The 17,653-nt window shown below is 73.0% G+C and carries 16 protein-coding genes; 7 read left to right on the forward strand and 9 right to left on the reverse strand.

The window, feature by feature from the left end; all coding sequences use genetic code 11:
- The first annotated feature begins 352 nt into the window (after window positions 1-352).
- Genes KIK06_RS15440 through KIK06_RS15450 form a run of 3 tightly spaced genes read left to right on the forward strand, consistent with a single transcriptional unit; the run spans window position 353 to window position 4,460 of the window.
- Entirely contained in the window at window positions 353-1,603 is a 1,251-nt protein-coding gene (locus KIK06_RS15440; protein WP_268643709.1) for a helix-turn-helix transcriptional regulator, read from the forward strand.
- Between the two features lie 53 nt (window positions 1,604-1,656).
- Window positions 1,657-3,054 carry a phthiocerol/phthiodiolone dimycocerosyl transferase family protein gene (locus KIK06_RS15445; RefSeq protein ID WP_268643710.1) on the forward strand — a complete coding sequence of 466 codons (1,398 nt, stop codon included), beginning with the start codon at window positions 1,657-1,659 and terminating at the stop codon, window positions 3,052-3,054.
- Window positions 3,051-4,460, forward strand: coding sequence for an amidase (locus tag KIK06_RS15450; RefSeq protein ID WP_083924362.1), 1,410 nt, complete (start codon window positions 3,051-3,053; stop codon window positions 4,458-4,460). Before KIK06_RS15445 ends, KIK06_RS15450 begins: the two co-directional genes overlap by 4 nt.
- Before the next feature lie 127 nt (window positions 4,461-4,587).
- Here the strand turns inward: KIK06_RS15450 and KIK06_RS15455 are convergent, their stop codons facing one another.
- Window positions 4,588-5,148 (reverse strand): TetR/AcrR family transcriptional regulator, encoded by a 561-nt coding sequence (locus KIK06_RS15455; RefSeq protein WP_017601783.1) that lies wholly within the window; start codon window positions 5,146-5,148, stop codon window positions 4,588-4,590.
- Between the two features lie 96 nt (window positions 5,149-5,244).
- A complete protein-coding gene (locus KIK06_RS15460) occupies window positions 5,245-6,819 on the reverse strand; it encodes an MFS transporter (protein ID WP_268643711.1) in 1,575 nt (524 codons plus the stop codon).
- A gap of 120 nt (window positions 6,820-6,939) precedes the next feature.
- On the opposite strand from KIK06_RS15460, the gene KIK06_RS15465 reads away from it, so the two are divergent.
- Complete coding sequence (locus KIK06_RS15465) at window positions 6,940-9,681, forward strand: BTAD domain-containing putative transcriptional regulator (RefSeq protein WP_268643712.1); 2,742 nt, start codon at window positions 6,940-6,942, stop codon at window positions 9,679-9,681.
- A gap of 37 nt (window positions 9,682-9,718) precedes the next feature.
- Here KIK06_RS15465 and KIK06_RS15470 read toward each other — a convergent pair whose 3' ends face one another.
- From KIK06_RS15470 to KIK06_RS15495, 6 genes are all read right to left on the reverse strand, one after another.
- On the reverse strand, window positions 9,719-10,114 hold the full coding sequence (locus KIK06_RS15470) for a hypothetical protein (RefSeq protein WP_268643713.1): 396 nt from the start codon (window positions 10,112-10,114) through the stop codon (window positions 9,719-9,721).
- A 36-nt stretch (window positions 10,115-10,150) separates the two neighbouring features.
- Entirely contained in the window at window positions 10,151-11,335 is a 1,185-nt protein-coding gene (locus tag KIK06_RS15475; RefSeq protein WP_017601780.1) for an acyl-CoA dehydrogenase family protein, read from the reverse strand.
- 26 nt (window positions 11,336-11,361) lie between these two features.
- On the reverse strand, window positions 11,362-11,883 hold the full coding sequence (locus KIK06_RS15480; RefSeq protein ID WP_017601779.1) for a flavin reductase family protein: 522 nt from the start codon (window positions 11,881-11,883) through the stop codon (window positions 11,362-11,364).
- Between the two features lie 171 nt (window positions 11,884-12,054).
- On the reverse strand, window positions 12,055-12,531 hold the full coding sequence (locus KIK06_RS15485; protein ID WP_017601778.1) for a TetR/AcrR family transcriptional regulator: 477 nt from the start codon (window positions 12,529-12,531) through the stop codon (window positions 12,055-12,057).
- Window positions 12,532-12,811: 280 nt separating this feature from the next.
- Window positions 12,812-13,579, reverse strand: coding sequence for a DUF4386 domain-containing protein (locus KIK06_RS15490; protein WP_017601777.1), 768 nt, complete (start codon window positions 13,577-13,579; stop codon window positions 12,812-12,814).
- Complete coding sequence (locus KIK06_RS15495; RefSeq protein WP_268643716.1) at window positions 13,576-14,310, reverse strand: NAD(P)-dependent oxidoreductase; 735 nt, start codon at window positions 14,308-14,310, stop codon at window positions 13,576-13,578. Before KIK06_RS15495 ends, KIK06_RS15490 begins: the two co-directional genes overlap by 4 nt.
- A 97-nt stretch (window positions 14,311-14,407) precedes the next feature.
- Between KIK06_RS15495 and KIK06_RS15500 the strand changes: the two genes are divergently transcribed.
- From KIK06_RS15500 to KIK06_RS15510, 3 genes are read left to right on the forward strand one after another with little or no spacing between them, the layout of a single operon-like run.
- Window positions 14,408-15,079 carry a TetR/AcrR family transcriptional regulator gene (locus tag KIK06_RS15500; RefSeq protein ID WP_268643717.1) on the forward strand — a complete coding sequence of 224 codons (672 nt, stop codon included), beginning with the start codon at window positions 14,408-14,410 and terminating at the stop codon, window positions 15,077-15,079.
- Between the two features lie 49 nt (window positions 15,080-15,128).
- The gene (locus tag KIK06_RS15505; protein WP_268643719.1) at window positions 15,129-15,824 is read left to right on the forward strand and encodes an SMI1/KNR4 family protein; all 696 of its coding nucleotides are present in this window, start codon (window positions 15,129-15,131) and stop codon (window positions 15,822-15,824) included.
- A 31-nt stretch (window positions 15,825-15,855) separates the two neighbouring features.
- Window positions 15,856-16,806 carry a PfkB family carbohydrate kinase gene (locus KIK06_RS15510; RefSeq protein WP_268643720.1) on the forward strand — a complete coding sequence of 317 codons (951 nt, stop codon included), beginning with the start codon at window positions 15,856-15,858 and terminating at the stop codon, window positions 16,804-16,806.
- 37 nt (window positions 16,807-16,843) lie between these two features.
- On the opposite strand, the gene KIK06_RS15515 is transcribed toward KIK06_RS15510, so the two are convergent.
- The gene (locus KIK06_RS15515) at window positions 16,844-17,557 is read right to left on the reverse strand and encodes a hypothetical protein (RefSeq protein ID WP_268643721.1); all 714 of its coding nucleotides are present in this window, start codon (window positions 17,555-17,557) and stop codon (window positions 16,844-16,846) included.
- Window positions 17,558-17,653: the final 96 nt, after the last annotated feature.

The raw sequence follows: 17,653 nt of genomic DNA on the forward strand, positions 1-17,653 counted from the left end.
ATTCGCAGCTCAGAATGGCTTCATGCGCGCAAACATGAGACCAGGCAGGCAATGTTCATGAACAACGCCGACCAGGAGTGACGCCAATCCGCACTCCCCGGAACAGCGGATTTCCCCTCGGGCCGCGTCGGCGAAATACGCGAGACGTCCGGTGTTACCCACATCACATTGCGCTCTATTGCCCCGTGTTACGCGATAGAAAAAAATGGAACGAACGTACAGGTTTCGCAATCGGATGACGAAGCGCAGACCCAGGGCCGATCCGCGCCGTTTTTATGTGGACCTGCCTCGAACCGTGTGCCATCGGCCAGAACGCGCTTCGAGTACGCCGCGTTCGAGAAGGAGGTTGACGATGCTGGTGTCCGCCGCGCATTCGATACCCGGCACCGCGCCGGCGGAGAGGGGGGAGGTCCCGCCCGCGTCGCCCGCCGGCCAGGGGTGCCGGGTGGTCCGGGGCCGGGAGAGGGAACTGGACGACGTACGCCGCGTCCTCCGGCAGGTGCGTGCCTCCGGACTGGCCGTGCGCATCGCCGTCGAGGGCCCCGTGGGAGCGGGACGGGCGGCCTTCGCGGCCGAGTGCCTGAAGGCCGCGCGCGAACTCGGGCTCCGCGTCCAGGGGCCGGTGCGCTGCCCGGGATCACGACGCCGCTCCCCCCTGCTGCCGGCCGGATGCTCGTCGTGCCTGGCCGGAGGGCCGTGGACGCGCGCCCGCCCGGGCTCTGCGGGCGGAGCGGCGCACCGGACGCGGGAGACCGCGGGGAACTGCCCGGCCTCCGGGCGGGTGTGGCTGCGCGTCGGCCCCGACTGCGCCGCCGTCACCCGTGTCCACCCCGGGGAACGGCTGCACCGGGTGCGCCTGGGCCCCCTGACGCGCTCGGCCGTCGTCGCGATGGCGGAGGACGTCCTGCGGGTTCCGCCGGGAGCGCCCCTGACCGCGTTCCTGATGAGGGCCAACGGCCATCCCGCCCTGGTCCGCGAGTCGCTGGCCGGCCTGTGCGAGGAACAGGCGCTCGTCAGGAGGAAGGGGGTGGCCGAGATCCGCGTCGACCGCCTTCCGGCGAGGGTCTACGAATGGATCGACGGCGTTCTCGGTTCGCTTCGCTTTCCGCTGGAGAAGTACCTCGCGGTCTGCGCGTCGATGGGTGAGGAGTTCGCTTCGCTGGAGCCGACCGGAAAGGCCATGGGGGCCGCCGAGCACGAGGCGGAGGAGATGGCGCGCGTCGCCGTCGAACTCGGATTCCTGACGGTGGGAGACCGGGTCCGTTTCCAGAGCCCGATGGTCCACGAAGTGTTCTGGTCATGCATACCGCGCCGTTTTCCGACATTCATCCACCCGGCCGCCCCCGCGAGACACCTGCCCCGCCCGCGCGCCGAGGTGGGAACCGGATTCATTCTCACCGCGCAGGAGAAGCGATTGATCCAGTTGACCTCGGAGGGTTTCACGAACCGGCAGATCGCGCATCGGCTGAAGATCTCCCAGCACACGGTCAACTACCACCTGAAAAAACTGTTCAGGAAATACGAGGTGAACTCGCGCGTCCGGCTGGTGAGCACGGCCCTCAAGGACACCGCGCCCCTCCCCAGCACCGACGGAGCCCCCTGACGCCCACGCCGACGCACCCGCGTCGAACGGCCCCGACCGAACCTGGAGCAGCCTTGCCACGCCCCCTCAGCCCCCTGGAACGCTGGTACTGGATCGCCGATCAGATCTCACCGCTCAACGTGCTCGGCAGGATGACCGTCGAAGGGCGCTTCGACCGGCGGACCGCCCGGGCGGGCCTGGACCTGCTGCAGCGGCGCCATCCCGCCCTGCGGACCGCCATCGCCGAGACGCCCGCCGGAGGGCCGGTGTTCGTCGACACGGCCGGCCCGATCCCACTCGTGTGGAGGTGGGAGCCCGGGGCCCGTCTGGAGTCGAGCGCGCGATGGGCCGAGGACGCCGACCGCCGACACCTGGCGAAGAGCGTGGACCGACACACCGGCCCGCTCGTGCGCGCGGAGGTCGTGAGCGCCTCCGAGGGCCGAGGCCGGGGCGTCCACGAGCTCGTCCTCGTCCTGCACCACGCCATCGCCGACGGGACGACGGCGATGTCCCTCGTCCGGCAGTGGGCCGAGCACGTGGCGGAGGTCTCGGGCGCGTCCGACTCGGCGCGGGGGCGCGGACCGGGCGGCGCGCCCCGCCTCCCGGCCACCGAGGACCTCTTCCCGGCCGAGTACCGCTCCGAGCGGGGCGCGGCGGCCGCCGCCGAGAAGCGGCGCCGGGACGCCGACGAGGCGGCCCGGTCGTCCCCGGCGAGGGTCCCGCGTCAGGCTCGGGTCCCCTTCGACCGGCGCCGGACCCGGCTGGTGCATCGCAGGCTGGACACGGCGACCACCCGGGCCCTCGTCCAGGTCTGCCGGGAACGCGGTGTCACCGTGCACGGCGCCCTCGCCGCGGGCCTGGTGAGGGCCGTGCGCCAGGACGCGGGCGCGTCTTCGGGGGCACGCTTCGCCATCGGGTCGCCGGTCAGCTTCCGCGCCGAGCTCGACCCGCCGGTCGGCCCGGACGACGCGGGCAGCTTCGTCGCCACGCTGCCCACGATCGTCGACGGCGACGCCGACCTGTGGGACACCGCCCGGGCCGTCAACGCCGACCTGGCGCGAAGGCGGGCGCGCGGCGAGCACTTCTCCATGATCAACGACCTCGCGGCCCGCGTCGGCCCCGACGTCGGAGGGAGTCTGGAACTCCTCCACTACATGGACCGCGAGGGGCCGATCAACCTCTGCCTCACCAACATCGGCGCCGTACGACTGCCCGAACGGATCGGTTCCCTACGCGTCCTCGACGCCGACTTCGCCGCGGGCATCTCCGTCACGGGTGTGCTGGTCGCCGCCGCCACGACCGCTCACGGTCGCCTCAACTGGAACCTCACCTACGTCGACGGTCTGGTCACGCACGACCGGGCGGCACGCCTGGCCGACGCGTCGCTGGACGGCCTCGTCGCGCTCGCCCGCCGAGCGGCGGGCGAGCGCGAACGAACGAACCCCGAACGCCGAGGAGGAAGCCAAGGATGAGCATCGACACGGCCGACGAGATCCGTCGCAGGGCCGCCGGAGGAAACGCCGAGACCGTCCTCCGCGAGCACCTGGAACGGGTGCACGCCCTCCAACCGAGCCTCAACGCGGTCGCGCACCTGCGCGAGAAGGCCGCGCTGGAGGACGCGCGCCGGGTGGACACCGACGCCGAACTGCGCGACGGCCCCCTCGCCGGGGTCCCCGTGTTCGTCAAGGACGTCCATGAGGTCGACGGGTTGCCCTTCACCAACGGGTCCCGCGCCTTCACCGGCCACACCCCCGATTTCGACAGCGAGGTCGCGGCCCGGTTGAAGCGCGCCGGAGCCGTCATCCTCGGGAGTACGGTGATGCCCGAGTTCGGCCTACGCGCCAGCACGGACAACGCGCTCCACGGGACCACGCGCAACCCCTGGAACCCGGAGTTCGGCCCGGCCGGGTCCAGCGGCGGGGCGGCGGTCGCCGTCGCCGCCGGCCTCGCCCCCCTGGCGCTGGCCGGTGACGGGGCGGGGTCCGGGCGCCTGCCCGCGGCCGCGTGCGGCGTCGTCGGCCTCAAGCCCACGCGCGGCCGCGTCCCCTGGGGCCCCAGCGCCTACGAGCACTGGGCGGGGTTGGCGATCAGCAGCCCCATGGCGCGCACCGTGCGTGACACCGCACGCCTGCTCGACGTCGTGTCCGGCCCGATGACCGGTGACCCCTACGGCCTCCCGGCGACGCCCCCGGGACACTTCCTCGGGGCGTGCGACACGCAACGCGAACGGCTCCGCGTCGCCTGGACGCTGACGCCCCCGCACGGGCGCGTCCACGACGACATCGCCGACGCCGTCCGCTCGGCCCTGGACGTCTTCGACGACCTGCCGCACGCCCTCGTCGAGGCCGCGCCCGACCTCGGAGGGATGCGGGACCCGCTGCTGGCCGTCATGGCGGGCAACGTCGGAGCGCTGGTCCGGGCGGTGGGGCCCGACCGCCTGGACTCCGTCGAGGCCCCGTCCCTGGAGATCGCGCGCCAGGGCGAACGCATGACGGCCGCGGACTACGTCGCCGCCGTCAACGCCTGCCGCGCCGGCGCCGCCCGCGTCCTGGGGTTCTGGGAGGAGTACGACGTCCTGATCACCCCCACCGCGACCCGTCCCCCGCTCCGGATCGGTGAGGGCCCCCAGGGGCGGTCCTTCGCCGAGCGGTGGTCCTTCTACGCGGACGACTTCGCGTTCGGCTATCCCTTCAACATGACCGGCCAACCCGCCCTCACCCTCCCCTGCGGGGTCGACGGAAACGGCGTCCCCGTGGGCATGCAGCTCGTGGGGCGGCCGGGCGCGGAGGACACGTTGCTGGGCCTGGCCGCGCAGATCGAGCGGTCGCCGCGCACGCGGCGTCGGAAGCCGGACCCGGCACGCGTCGCACGGGGGTGAGGGACGCCGCGTGCCCCGGGGGCAGAGGGGCACGCGGCGCCGTCCTCCCGGCCGGGAGGTCCCGGCCGGAGCCGGTCGGCGGGCCGAGCCGCGCACGTTGAGGGGCGGCCCGGCCCGTCGCCCCGTCTCACGGTGTCCGACGGGGGACCAGGATCTGCTCGATGCGCGCCTGGACGTCACGCGCCCGCAGCCGCCGGGGCCCGGTGACCGCACGGAACCGGAGCCCCTCGATCTCGTCGACGGCACGCATCGCGGCCACGGGCTCCCCCACCGCGTGCCGCACGGTCTCGGCGAGCAGGCGCGGCCAGCCGAGGTCCCGCTCGACCACTCCGTCCTCCCTCGTCCCCAGCAGTGCCAGCTCGTACTCCACCAGGGCGCGGCCCCGGTTCAGGGACGAGGCGTCCGCGACCACCGCGGCCAACAGTTCCGCCCGGTCCGCCGACCCTCCCGTCGCGGTGCTCGCCCGTGCCTCGAACTGGGCCGCCGTGTAACGTGCCAGCGCCCGCAACAAGGCCGTGCGGTCGGGGAAGTGGTAGCTCACCAGGGACGGCCCGACATCGCACTCCCGCGCGACCGAGCGCAGGCCGACCTCGGCGATCCCCGACCGCTCCGCGACCCGCAGGGCGGCCGTGAGAAGGGCGACGCGTCGCCTGATGCCCCGCGAGTACCGCTCATCCGTTCGATCCACAGTGCCTCCCGTCATCCCGCAGCGTCTCCCGTCGTCATCGGCACCCGCGGCCACCCGGCCCTCGGACGGTCGGATCGGCGCGGCGGACACCCGCGCTCACCGCGTGGAGCCGGCGGCGGCGCGGTCCCCGGGGTCCGGGCCGGGGTCCGGATCCTCGCCGGCGCCGGTGTCGGCTCCGACGTGGCGCAGCATGACCGCGGTCGTCACGGCGAGGGCGAGGATGACGACGGCCCCCGTCCACCCCGCGGTGTTCAAGCCCGCGATGAACGCCTCCTGCGCCCGTTCCATGACGGACGCGGGAAGTTCCCCGGCGACCGAGGTGGCCCCGGACAGGCTGTTCCGGACGACCGCGGCCGTCTCCTCCGGCAGGTCGGCCAGGACGGCGGGGCTCATCCTGTCTCCGTAGACGGCGGCGGCCAGGCTTCCCACGAGCGCGATCCCCGCGGCCAGACCGAACTCCTGGACGGTCTCCGACATGGCCGAGGCCGATCCGGCCTTCTCCGGCGGCGCGGAGCCGACCACCAGCTCGGTCCCCAGTGCCGCCAGCGCGCCGAGCCCCAGGTAGACCAGGGAGAAGGCCGACACGACCAGGACCACCCCACCGGACGGTCCGACGATCCCCAACAGGACATAGCCCACGGAGGACAGTGTCAGCACTCCCGCCATCACGTACCCCGGGCGGATCCGACGGGTCAGGATCGGCGCCACGATCGACGACAGCATCATCATCAGCGCGGGCGGGCCGTACAGCAGGCCCGCCACCAGGGGTGAGAGCCCTTCGACCAGTTGCAGGTACTGCGTGGTCAGCAGCATGGTCCCGCCGACGCCGACCAGGCCGACGAGCATCATCATGAGGGCGAAGCTGAAAGCGCGGCTGCGGAACAGGGTCATGTCGAGCAGCGGGCTCGGCAGGACGAGCTGGCGCCACACGAAGGCGACGGAGAAGGCCGCCCCGGCGAGCACCGTGACCAGCACGCCGACGCCGGGACCCGCCTTGGCGAACTCCTTGACCGCGTAGACGGCCGGCAGGATCGCGGCCAGTGACAGGACCACGCTGAACAGGTCGAACCGGCCGCTTCGCGGAGCGCGGTACTCGGGTAGCAGGATCGGCGCCAGGACGAGCATCAGGCCGATCATCGGAACGGCGAGCAGGAACGCGGCCCCCCACCAGAAGTGCTGCAGCAGCACGCCTCCGACCAGGGGTCCCGCGGCCATGCCGCCCGCGAAGAACATGGCCCACATGCCGATCGCGAGCGCGCGCTGGCGCGCGTCGTGGAACATGTTGCTGATCAGCGCCAGCGTGGACGGCATGAGTGTGGCGCCCGCGACGCCCAGCGCCGCGCGGGCGGCGATGAGCACCTCGGGTGTGGGCGCGTAGGCGGCCGCGACCGAGGCGGCCACGAACCCGACACCGCCGATCATCAGCAGTCGGCGGCGCCCGATCCGGTCGCCGAGCGTTCCCATGGTGATGAGGAATCCGGCGATCAGGAACCCGTAGGAGTCCACGATCCACAGTTCCTGGGTGCCGCTGGGCCGAAGGTCCACGGCGAGCGAGGGCAGCGCCAGGTGCAGGAGGGTGAGGTCCAGGCCCAGCAGGACGGTCGGAAGGGCGAGGACGGCCAGGCCCGCCCACGCCACCGGGCCTGCCCTGCCGCTGCTCGGGCGGGTCATCTGGGAGCTCCTTTCGTCGTCGGTGCGCCTCCAGCGTCGGCAGTGGCGCGCACGGGACACGCACGGCGCGCGCACGAAGCGCGCACGGGAGCCCGGACCGCGACTTGTATGCTGTGCCCCATGCGATTTGGAGTGCTCGGCCCGCTGGCCGTGTGGAACTCCAGTGGCGCGCGGGTCGCGGTCACCGAACCGAAGGTCAGGGCGGTTCTGGCCGACCTGCTGGTGCACGGGGGCCGTCCGGTGTCCGCCGACCAGCTCATCGAGGACCTGTGGGAGGGTCGCCCTCCCAGCCGCCCCCTCAAGACGCTGCAGACGAAGATCTCCCAGTTGAGGAAGGTCCTCGGCGCGGATCGCGTGGTGCGCTCCCCCGCCGGTTACCGCCTCCTGGTCGAGGCGGGCGAGTTCGACGCCGCGCGGTTCCAGGACCTCGTCGAGGAGGCGGACCGGAGCGAGGACTCCGGCGCCCGGGCACGCCTGCTCACCAGTGCGCTGGAGCTGTGGCGGGGCCCGGCCTTCGCCGACACCGCCGACGCGGCCTTCGTCCGGCCCGAGGTCGCCCGCCTGGAGGAACTGCGCGTCGGGGCGGTGGAGCGGTTGGCCGAGGCGCGGATCGAGACCGGTGACGGCGCCGGGATGATCGCCGAGCTGGGCGATCTGGTCGGGCGGCACCCCCTCCGGGAGCGGCTGCGCGGTGTCTACATGCTCGCCCTGTCCCAGTCCGGGAGGCGGGGCGAGGCCCTGACGACCTTCCATGACCTGCGTGGCAGACTCCGTGAGGAGCTCGGGGTCGACCCCGGGCCGGCGGTCAGGGCCCTCCACACCTCGGTTCTGCGCCAGGAGCCGGAACCGGTCCCCGTCACCCCTGTCGCGGACCGTGGGCGGAGCAACCTGCCCGACCCGCCCACAGCGCTCATCGGCCGGGAGAGCGAGACCCTCCGCGTGTGCGAGGCGTTGTCGGCGCCGCGCGGCGCACGCCTGATGACGTTGACCGGACCGGGCGGGGTCGGCAAGACGCGCCTGGCGATCGCCGCCGCCCGGGCGCTGGCCGAGGACTTCCCCGACGGCGCGTGGATCGTCGAACTGGCCGGTATGGACCGTCGTGCGTCAGCCGCCGACCTCGCCGAACGCGTCATCACGACGCTGGGGCTGTGCGAGGGGGCGGCCGACGCCGAGGGCTTCGACCTGGTGGACTGGCTTCGCGGGGCCCTGCACGGGCAACGGGCGCTCGTCGTCCTGGACAACTGCGAGCACGTGGTGGACCAGGTCGCCGACCTGGTCGGGGCGCTGCTGACCGCTGACGTCGTGCGTGTCATGGTGACCACCCAGGAGGCGCTCGGCATCCCCGGGGAGACCGTCTTCCCGCTGGCCCCGCTGACGCTTCCGGAGTCGGTGGAGGACCCGGAGGAGGCCGTCGGCTCCTCCAGCGCGATGCGGCTCTTCGTCGAACGGGCTCGGGCCGCCTCACCGGGGTTCGTGTTGACCGGGCCGAACGCCGCGGCCGTCGCCGCGATCTGCCGCCGTCTGGACGGCATCCCCCTGGCCATCGAGCTCGTGGCGGCCAGGGTGCGCGCGCTCACGCCCGAGGAGATCGCCGCCGGGCTGGACGACCGCTTCGCGCTGCCCACCGGGCCGGGGCGGGGCCGCCCCACCCGGCAGCAGACGCTGCGCTCGATGATCGACTGGAGCTGGGAGCTGCTCACCGAGGACGAGCGCACGGTCCTGCGGCGCCTGGCGGTGAATCGGGACGGGTGCACCCTGGCGGGGGCACGGGCCGTCTGCGGTGACGGCGCCTCGGCCGCTCCCGGCGTGGTCGAAGCCCTGTCCCGGCTGGTCGACCGGTCGCTCGTGGCGCGCCAGGGAAACCGGTACCGGTTGCTGGAGTCGGTCGCGGCGTACTGCGTCGAGCGCCTGGAGGGGTCGGACGAGCTGGCGGAGTCACACCGCAGGTTCATCGCCTTCCACGTCGGGGAGGCCGAGTGCGCGGACCCGCTCCTGAGGGGCGCCCGGCAACACGAGGCCCTCGTGTCGCTGGACACGGAGACCGTCAACCTGCGCCACGCGCTGGAGCTGGCCGTGCGCGGGCAGGACGCCGACTCGGCGCTGCGGCTGGTCGGCGCGCTGGCGTGGTACTGGCGGCTGCGCAACCGGGTGAGCGAGGCACGGCGCTCCTTCGAGTCCGCTCTGCGCGTGCCGGGCGGTTCGGCGTCCGCCCGGAGTGTCGCCGAGGCCTGGCTGGCGGCCTTCGAGGGCCGCGTGTGCCACCCGGTGGGCGCCGAACCGGAGGTCGCCGGCCGGCTGTCGTGGTTCACCGGGGCGTGCGTCTACCGCGGCGGTGACCGCGAGACGGGTCGTGGCCTGGTCGGGGAGGCCTTGGCGGACGCCAGGGCGAGGGGAGACCGCTGGCTGGAGGCGGCGGCCCTCGCCGAGCGCGCCGGGCACCGTCTCGACACCGGCGACGTGCCCGGCGCGCGCGGGGACGCCGAGCTCAGCGCCGCGATCTTCCTGGACCTCGCCGACCGGTGGGGACGGCTGCGGGCGAACATCACGCTGGCCCGGGCCGCCGAGGCGGGCCCCGACCACCTCGGTGTCACGGATGTGTTGGAGGAGGACCTGCGGGCCGCGGAGGAGCTCGGTCTGTGGGCCGACGTGGTCGAGACGCTGCTGCGGCTGGGCCGGCTCACCGCGGTGGCCGGGGAGCGGTCCCGGGCGCGCTCCTTCCACGAGCGCGCGCTCCGGGTCGCCACGGAACGCTCCTACCACCGCGGGATGGTGGAGGCCCGTGCCTGGTTGGGCCGGGCGGACGGGGCCCCTGAGCCGGACGGCTCACCCGGGTCCGGTGTCCTGCCCGGTCTGAACCGTTGAGGCACCGTCCGGGCCGCGGCCCGGACGGTGCCGTCCGTCAGTCCGCGGGCGGCCCGTCGACCGGGTGCAGAGCCGACGCCTGCGACTTGGCCTCGGGGGTCGCGTCCCAGATCGGATGGGTCGCGAAGGCGATCCAGGTCTTCTGCGCACCCGCCCGGAACGTCACCGGGGCACTCGCCCTCACCCAGACGACCTCACCCGGACCGGCGGTGACGGAACCGTCCTCGGAGTCGACCGTGAACCGTCCGGAGCGGACGACGATCACCTCGTCGTAGCTGGGAGTCCACGTCATGAGGGCCCCGGCTTCGAAGCAGGCGAAGCCTGCGCCCATCGACGTGGAGTTCTTCTCGTGCAGCACGTTGCCGATGTAGACGCCGGAGTCGCCGAACCGGACCCATGCCGCGTCGTCGGCGGTGAACTTGCTGATGGACATCGCATCCTCGATCCGTCTCGCGGTTTCCTGGGGCGGTCACACCATCGGTGAGACCTTCTCGTCGACGCCCAGCAGCGCCTTTCCGTAGATCTCCTTGCCGATGGACGGCTGCACCACGGCGTGCCGCGCGGCCACGTTGGCGTCGCGCCAGACACGCTGGAGGGGGTTGGCCTCGGCGAACCCGCCTGAGCCGTGGACGTACATCAGGGTGTTGATCGCCGAGGTGGTGTTCTCCACGGCGTACCCGAGATCCGCGCGGACGCGTGCCCGGGTGAGGTGGTCGGGAAGCCTGTTCTGGGCGGCGGCCCGGTCGATGGCGTCGGCCGCGCGGTAGGCGTGCAGGTGGGCGGTGTCGATCCGCAGGGCGGCCTCGGCGACGGCGACCTGGAAGGACACCGAGTCGGCCTGCCGGTCGAAGAAGGTGAAGGCGATCGCCTTGTCCGCGGCCTGCCGGGTGACCGACGCGAGCGCCGTCCTGCCGAGACCGAGCAGCGGCGCGACGACCACGGTGGAGACGAAGGGGCCGAAGGAGGACCGGTACACCGGCGTCCGCCCCTCGTCGACGGGGTGGGTTCCGTCGAACAGCGGCGGGACCCGCAGGACGCGATGGTCGGGTACGAAGACCTCCTCCGTCACCAGGGTGTTGCTGCCGGTCGCGCGCATGCCCGCGGTGAACCACGTGTCCTCGACGGTGTAGTCGGACGCGGGCACCAGTGCCATGCCCTGATCGACCACCTCGCCGGCCGCGTCGGTGATCGGGATGCCCACGACCGCCCAGTCCGCGTGCCAGGACCCGGAGTTGTAGTTCCAGCGGCCGGTCACCGAGAACCCGCCGTCGACCCGCCGTGTCCGGGCGGTCGGCGCCACGACCCCGGAGACGATCGGGGCGGTGCCGGTGCCGAAGACCTCCTCGCGCGCGCGTTCCGGGAACAGGCTCGCCATCCAGGTGCAGGAGTTGCAGATGGTCGCCAGCCACGCGCTCGCGCCGTCGCCCTCGGCGAGTGTGGAGGCGACGTCGAGGAAGGTGCGCAGGGGGGTCTCGTAACCGCCGTAGCGGTGCGGAAGGAGGAGTCTGAACATGCCCTCCTCGGTGAGTGCCTTGACCGCGTCGTCCGTCAGGCGTCGTTCCCGCTCGCTCTGTGCCGCCTCCCTTTCGAGGATCGGGAGGACCCGGCGGGCCCGCTCCTCGAGTTCGTCCGCGGCGGGGGGTACAGCGTCCATGGATGCTCCAATCGATGGCGGACACCTCAGTGGTGGGTGAAGGCCAGGATGTAGTCGGTGACGGCGCGCGGCATGCGGGCGTGCTCGGAGTGGGTGCCAAACGTCCGGTTTCCGTACACCAGCGGCGCGGCCGTGGTGCTGTCGGCGTGGACGACCAGCCCCATCAGCAGGACGTGGTCGCCCCCGGGCACCGCCCGGTCGAGTGCGCACACGGCCCACCCCGCGGTGCCGACGAGACGCGGGAGCCCGCGGTCGACGCGCCAGGGGGTGTGGCCGAACCTGTCCTCCCGGGCGCCGGAGAAGGTCCGCGCGATGTCGCCGTCCCCGGCCCCGAGGACGTTGACCCCGAACCGGTGGGTCCGCAGGATCCGTTCGAGCAACCGCGACCGCCGGTCCAGCGCGACGGTCACCATCGGCGGCCGGAGGGAGAGCGAGCCGAAGGAACTGACGGTGGCGCCGTGGGGCGTGCCGTCGTCCATCGCCGTCACGACCGTGACGGGAGCGCACACACCGGCCATCAGATCTCGAAACGCGTCTTTGGTCAGCATGCGCACTCCCCAAGGTCGTCCCGGAAAACGTGGGAGTCCCGACCGCGCCGGGTCGACCGGGGCGGTGTGCCGGCGCATCACCCACGTTCGTGGAACGTAGCCCGACGGCACCGACCGGAACCAGAACGACGGCGGACGACTACTCGAACGCGCAGCGGGCCCCGGGCCCGGCTATCCGGGTTCGGGGAGGAGGTCCATGAGAACGGCCTCGAACTCGTCGGCGCTCGTCTTCTCCTCGGTGAGCAGCGAGTGCAGGAGCAGGCCGTCGATCACACCGGCCACGACGCGCGCCCGGACCGGGTCGTCGGTGTAGCTGTGGGCGAACGCCCGGACCGCACGCAACCACCCGTCCGTCGCGTCGCGCAGGTGCGGGCGCCGGGCCGCGAGGAGGAACAGCTCGTACTCGGCGAGCAGCCGCCCGGGTTCCTCGACCACCTCGGACAGGAGGACGGCGAGGTCACGTCGGCGGTCACCGCCCCCGGACAGCCGTCGCATCCGTTCGGAGTCCTCTTCCATGACGCTGGTCAGAGCGGCGGTGAGCAGATCGCTCAGGCTCGCGAAGTAGTACGTCGTGGCCGAAGTCGGCAGCCCGGCCTCCTGGGAGACGATCCGATGGCTGACGCCCGCCACCCCGTCACGCTCGATCACGCGCAGGGTCGCTTCGATGATCGCGTGCCGACGGCGCAGGCCCTTGAGCCTGCGCCCATCGGTGATGGGCTCTTCCAGCGCTCCTCCTCAGGTCGGGGGGACCATGCGCCGCGGACCGCCGAGCGCGCGGCACGGAGTCACCATGATGTTGTACCCAAGGGCGCTTGTCACACTGTCCTCCGGGGCGTCCGGAAGCGCGGCCGCGGCGGTCGCGCGGGGCGGAACGAAGGGCGCCCCCACTCCCGGGGGAGATGCCCCGGAAGGGAGCGCCCCGCGACGTTCAGGTACCGGAACGGGCCGCGGCGAGCGGCCGTGTGTCGGGGTGCGGCACGGCCCTGATCAACAGCCACAGGATGAACGAGATCTCCGCGACCGCCGCGGGGGTCATGGCGAACGCCGAGATGCTCGCGCCGAACTCGGGGGCGAGGAGGCGCGCGAACACGTCCGTGAGGTGGCCGCAGCATCCGACCACCAACAGGACGCCGAGCGCCTTGGGGAAGTAGCCCGACCTGAGGACCAGGTAGCCCAGTGGCAGCAGCCAGAGTCCGAAGTATGTCTGGGCGATGAGGTACCCGTCGTGCTGCATGCCGGCGAACAGCAGGGCGAGCTGGTCGGCGGCCGCCGGGCCGAGGGCGTCGGCGTAGTCCTGGTCGGTGGCGACCGTCAACGCCGTGTTCTGGTTGAGCAGGTTCAGGCTCTGCATCGCGACGCTGACCGCGACGACGGTGACCATCGCGGCGGCGACCAGCTGGTTGACGTGCCTGAGCAGCAGGTACAGGGTCATGGCCGTCATCAGGAAGGCCGTGGCCCCCACCAGTTCGCTGACGAGGCCGACGCGGAACAGGGTGGCCGAGGCGTCGATGTTGTCCGCGGTGGCCCCGGCGTCCCCCGACGCGACGATCCGCGTGTTCACCACTCCGGCGAAGATGGTGAACGCGGCGACGAGCAGGTACAGCAGGCCCGCGATCCGCGCGAGCGCCCTCGGTCCGGGCCCGGGGTGGTCCTCCGCCGGTGCGCGGAGTCGGCCGACCGGCCCCCGGGCGCTCACGCCGCACCGCCGGCGTGGGCGAGGGCCGACGGGGTCAGTCGGCCGACGATGGCCGGGGCCTCGTGCACGAGGTCGTCGTCGTCCACCGCCTCGATCATGAAGCGGGCGTAGTCCACGCGACGGGTCATGTTGCTCGCGAGGACGGGGTCGCCCACGTGCCGGCTCCACACCGGCAGGCCCTGGCTCTCGCCCTCCTCCAGGTCGCTGCCGCGCACGACCGTCCACCGCGTGTCACTGGCGAAGATCCGCCTGCACGCCTCCACCTGGTCGTCCACGTCGACGACGCGCGCGAGTTTGGCCAGCTTCCCGAACACGGCCGCGTACACCTTGAACCCGCGGCCGTAGACGTCCTTGCCGTCACGGGTGATGTGCCAGCCGCAGGAGAAGACCAGCCGGGCGTCCGGGCGCGCGTGGTCGAGCACGGCCTGGGCGGTTCCGGAGGCGTAGTGGTTCACCCCCCACGGCACCAGCACCGTGAGCACGGCGTCGCACCCGTTGACCGCCCGTGCGACGACCGCGCGGTCGTCGGTCATCCCGGGGATCACCGTGATCCGCCCCTCGAACTCGGCGAGCTTGCCCACGCTCTGCTCACGGCAGACCCCCACGACCTCGTACCCGAGGTCCAACGCCTGCCGCACCATGTGGCGCCCGAGCTTCCCGGAGGCGCCGACGACGCACATCCTCTTCCCCTCGCCCGGTTTCCCGGTTCCGTCCCGACTGATCGCTTCCACGGCCCTCTCCTCGCTCCACAATTCGACTTACGCCGTAAGGTATAGCCTTGCAGTGTAAGGTTGTCAAGAGCCGACGTAGACCGGACAGGAGAACCCCGTGACGACCGAGCCCGCCGACACACCCCGCCGCGACCCGCTCAGCAGGGAGGCGGTGATCCGCACGGCGGTCGCGCTGGCGGACGAGTCCGGCACCGGCGCGCCGAGCATGCGTGGCCTCGCCAAACGGCTCGGCGTCGAGGCCATGTCGCTGTACCACCACTTCCGCAACAAGGAGGCGATCCTCGACGGCATGGTCGACCTCGTCTTCGCCGAGATCGAACTCCCGCCGGAGGGCGTCGAGTGGCGGACCGCGATGCTGCGGCGCGCCTCCTCGATGCGCGGCGCGCTGACCCGCCACCCGTGGGCGATCAACCTGATGGACTCACGGACCAACCCCGGCCACGCGACCCTGCGCCACCACGACGCGGTCATCGGCTGCCTGCGGGCGGGCGGTTTCTCCGTCGCCGGTGCGGCGCACGCCCTCTCGCTGCTGGACAGCTACGTCTACGGGTTCACGCTCCAGGAGCTCAGCCTGCCCTTCGCCTCGTCCGGCGGCCTCGAGGACGTGGCGGGCTCGATGCTGGAGCAGCTCCCCCGCGACGAGTTCCCCCACCTCAGCGAGATGATCGTCGACCGCGCCCTGAAACCCGGCTACGCCTACTCCGAGGAGTTCGACATCGGACTCGACCTGATCCTCGACGGACTGCGGCAGCGGCGCGAGAGCTTGTGACCGCACGCCGACGGCCGGACGGTTCCCCCGCCGGTCTACGCTTCGGCCCATGGGAACGACGATCTGGAACGGTGTCCGGGAGCGGGTCGAGGCCCTGGCCCGCGCGGACCGGCCGCGCGACGTCCTCGGGGCCTGGGGCCGGCACGGGACAGCCGGGCACCGATTCCGGCTCACCGCACCGCTGGCGGAGTCGGAGGTCGCCGCGGCGGAGGCGCGGTGGGGCGTCTCGCTGCCCGCCGACTACCGCGGCTTCCTCCTCGAGGTCGGCGCCGGCGGCGCGGGGCCGCAGTACGGTCTCAGCACCCTGCACCGGACGGACACGGGATGGGAGTGGACCGACCCGGGTGGCGACATGCGGCACGACTCCCTGAGGGTCGCCTTCCCGACGGCGGAGGAACGGTCGCGGCACCTGGCCGCGCACGAGGGCCGGGAACCGGCGCGGTCCGGTTTCGGGACCCAGGAGGCCTTCGACACCGCGTACCGCCTGTGGCGGGACGCCGACGACGACCTCTTCGACTGGTTCGCCTCCGGTGCGCTGTGCCTGAACCACGCGGGCTGCGGCCACTGCCACTGGCTCGTCGTGACGGGTCCCGAACGTGGCAGTATGTGGGTCGACGGCTTCTCGGACGACGGGTTCCGTCCCCTGGGCACGCCGGGCGCGAGGGTCGGTTTCGCGGACTGGTACCTCAGCTGGCTCGCCAGGTGTGAGGCCGCCGACCCGGTAGCACGCGATCCACGACCGTAGGGAAGGAATGCGGAGCCGAGGGAACCCCACCATGACCGGACGCCTTCTGCACGTGGGACCGGTGATCGTCGACGTCGTGATGACGGTCGACGCCCTTCCCCTGGCTGGGGAGGGCGTCCTGGCGTCCTCCGCGCGCACCCTGGCCGGAGGCGGCTTCAACGTCATCGCCGCCGCGGCGCGCGCGGGGATGGAGGTGGTCTACGCGGGAGCGCACGGAAGCGGACCGAACGGGGACGTGGCCCGTGCCGCGCTGCGTTCGGAGGGGGTGGAGGCGGCGCACCCCCCGCGTCCGGACGCGGACACCGGCTTCTGCGTGGCCCTGGTCGACGGCGACGCCGAACGGACCTTCGTCACGCGGCTGGGCGCCGAGACCGACCTGTCCCTGACCGAGTTGCGCACGCTGCGGCCCGGGCCGGGCGACTTCGTCTACACCGTGGGGTACTCCCTGCTCCCCGGACCGCGCGCCGACGAACTCCTCACCTGGGTCGGCGGCCTGCCGGACGGGGTGCGGCTGGTCCTCGACCCCGCGCCGGTCGTGGGCGACCTGCCCGAGCGGTCCCTGGACCTGGCCCTGGACCGGGTCGACCTGCTCAGCCTCAGCGCCGCCGAGGCCGCGACCATGACCGAGGGCGCCGGCCCCGAGAAGGCCGCCGCGCTCCTCGCCGACCGGGTGCGCCCCGGCGGCGTGGTGGTCGTGCGCGACTCCGCGCACGGCTGCGTGGTGGCCGAGGCCGGCGGCCCGCCCCGTCGGGTCCCCGGTTTCCCCGTCCGCGCCGTCGACACCAACGGAGCGGGCGACGCGCACGTGGGCGTGTTCACCGCCGCGCTGGCCGCCGGCCTGGCACCGGTGGCGGCCGCCCGCCGGGCCAACGCGGCCTCCGCCCTGTCCGTGACCCGTCGCGGCCCGGCCACCTGCCCCACCGGGGAGGAGACCGACGCCTTCCTGGCGGAGAACGGGGACGGGCCGAACGGGAGCCCCTGAACGCGTCGCGGCCGCGGACGGCCGCCACGGCGTCCCCTCACGGCTCTCCGCGCACCCCGCGGACCAGCTCCCCGGCGTCCGGAACACCTTGGAGGAGCTGTTTCCAGTGGGGTTCCAGGTCCGCCCCGCCGCGCCGCAGCCACTCGGCCACCAGGGAGCGGAAGGCGGCCTCCCTCAGCCGTCGCGGGAGTGCGCCCGCCGACAGGATGTCCTGTCCCGCCCCGTCGAGGGCACGGCAGCACGCCTCCAGGGGAAACCCCGCGGCCTCCCGGGGATGGCGGGACGAGCGCATCCGGATCATGGCCCGGGCCACGAAGACCGCCGCTCCCCGGGTGGAACCCGCCAGGTTCCCCCGCGACGGCGGAGCGTTGATGTGTCTCTTGGACCGGCGGAGCGGGAACGGCGCGCCGACCCGGCGGCCGGAGTCCGGCGGGTGTTCGGGGCCGAGCAGCGCGTCAATCCGGTGTCCGGCGGCAGCGCCCTGCTCCACCATCCAGGCACGACGCTCGGGACCCAGCTGCGCCATCCACTCCAGTGCCGCCCGGGCGCGCCGTTCCCGCTCGTTCCCTGACCGGCCCGTCGCCGCCCGGAACAGGGGGAAGGTGTTGTTGTCCCACACGTCGGCCGCGACCCTGACGGTCCCCCGGTCGAACGCACGCGTGTCGCGGGCGGCGTCGGCGATCTGCGTGAGGGACCGGTCCAGCAGGGCGGCCGACGCGGCCAGGGCCGGTCCGGGAGGGTCGTGGCGCACACCCGCGATCCTAGGGCGTGCACCGCTGTCGGGGCGTCACTCCTCCCGCATGTCCTGGAGGGCCGCCATGAACGCGTCGACCTCACCGCGCGGGTT

This window comes from Nocardiopsis sp. EMB25 (assembly GCF_026797795.1).
Taxonomy (GTDB): domain Bacteria; phylum Actinomycetota; class Actinomycetes; order Streptosporangiales; family Streptosporangiaceae; genus Nocardiopsis; species Nocardiopsis lucentensis.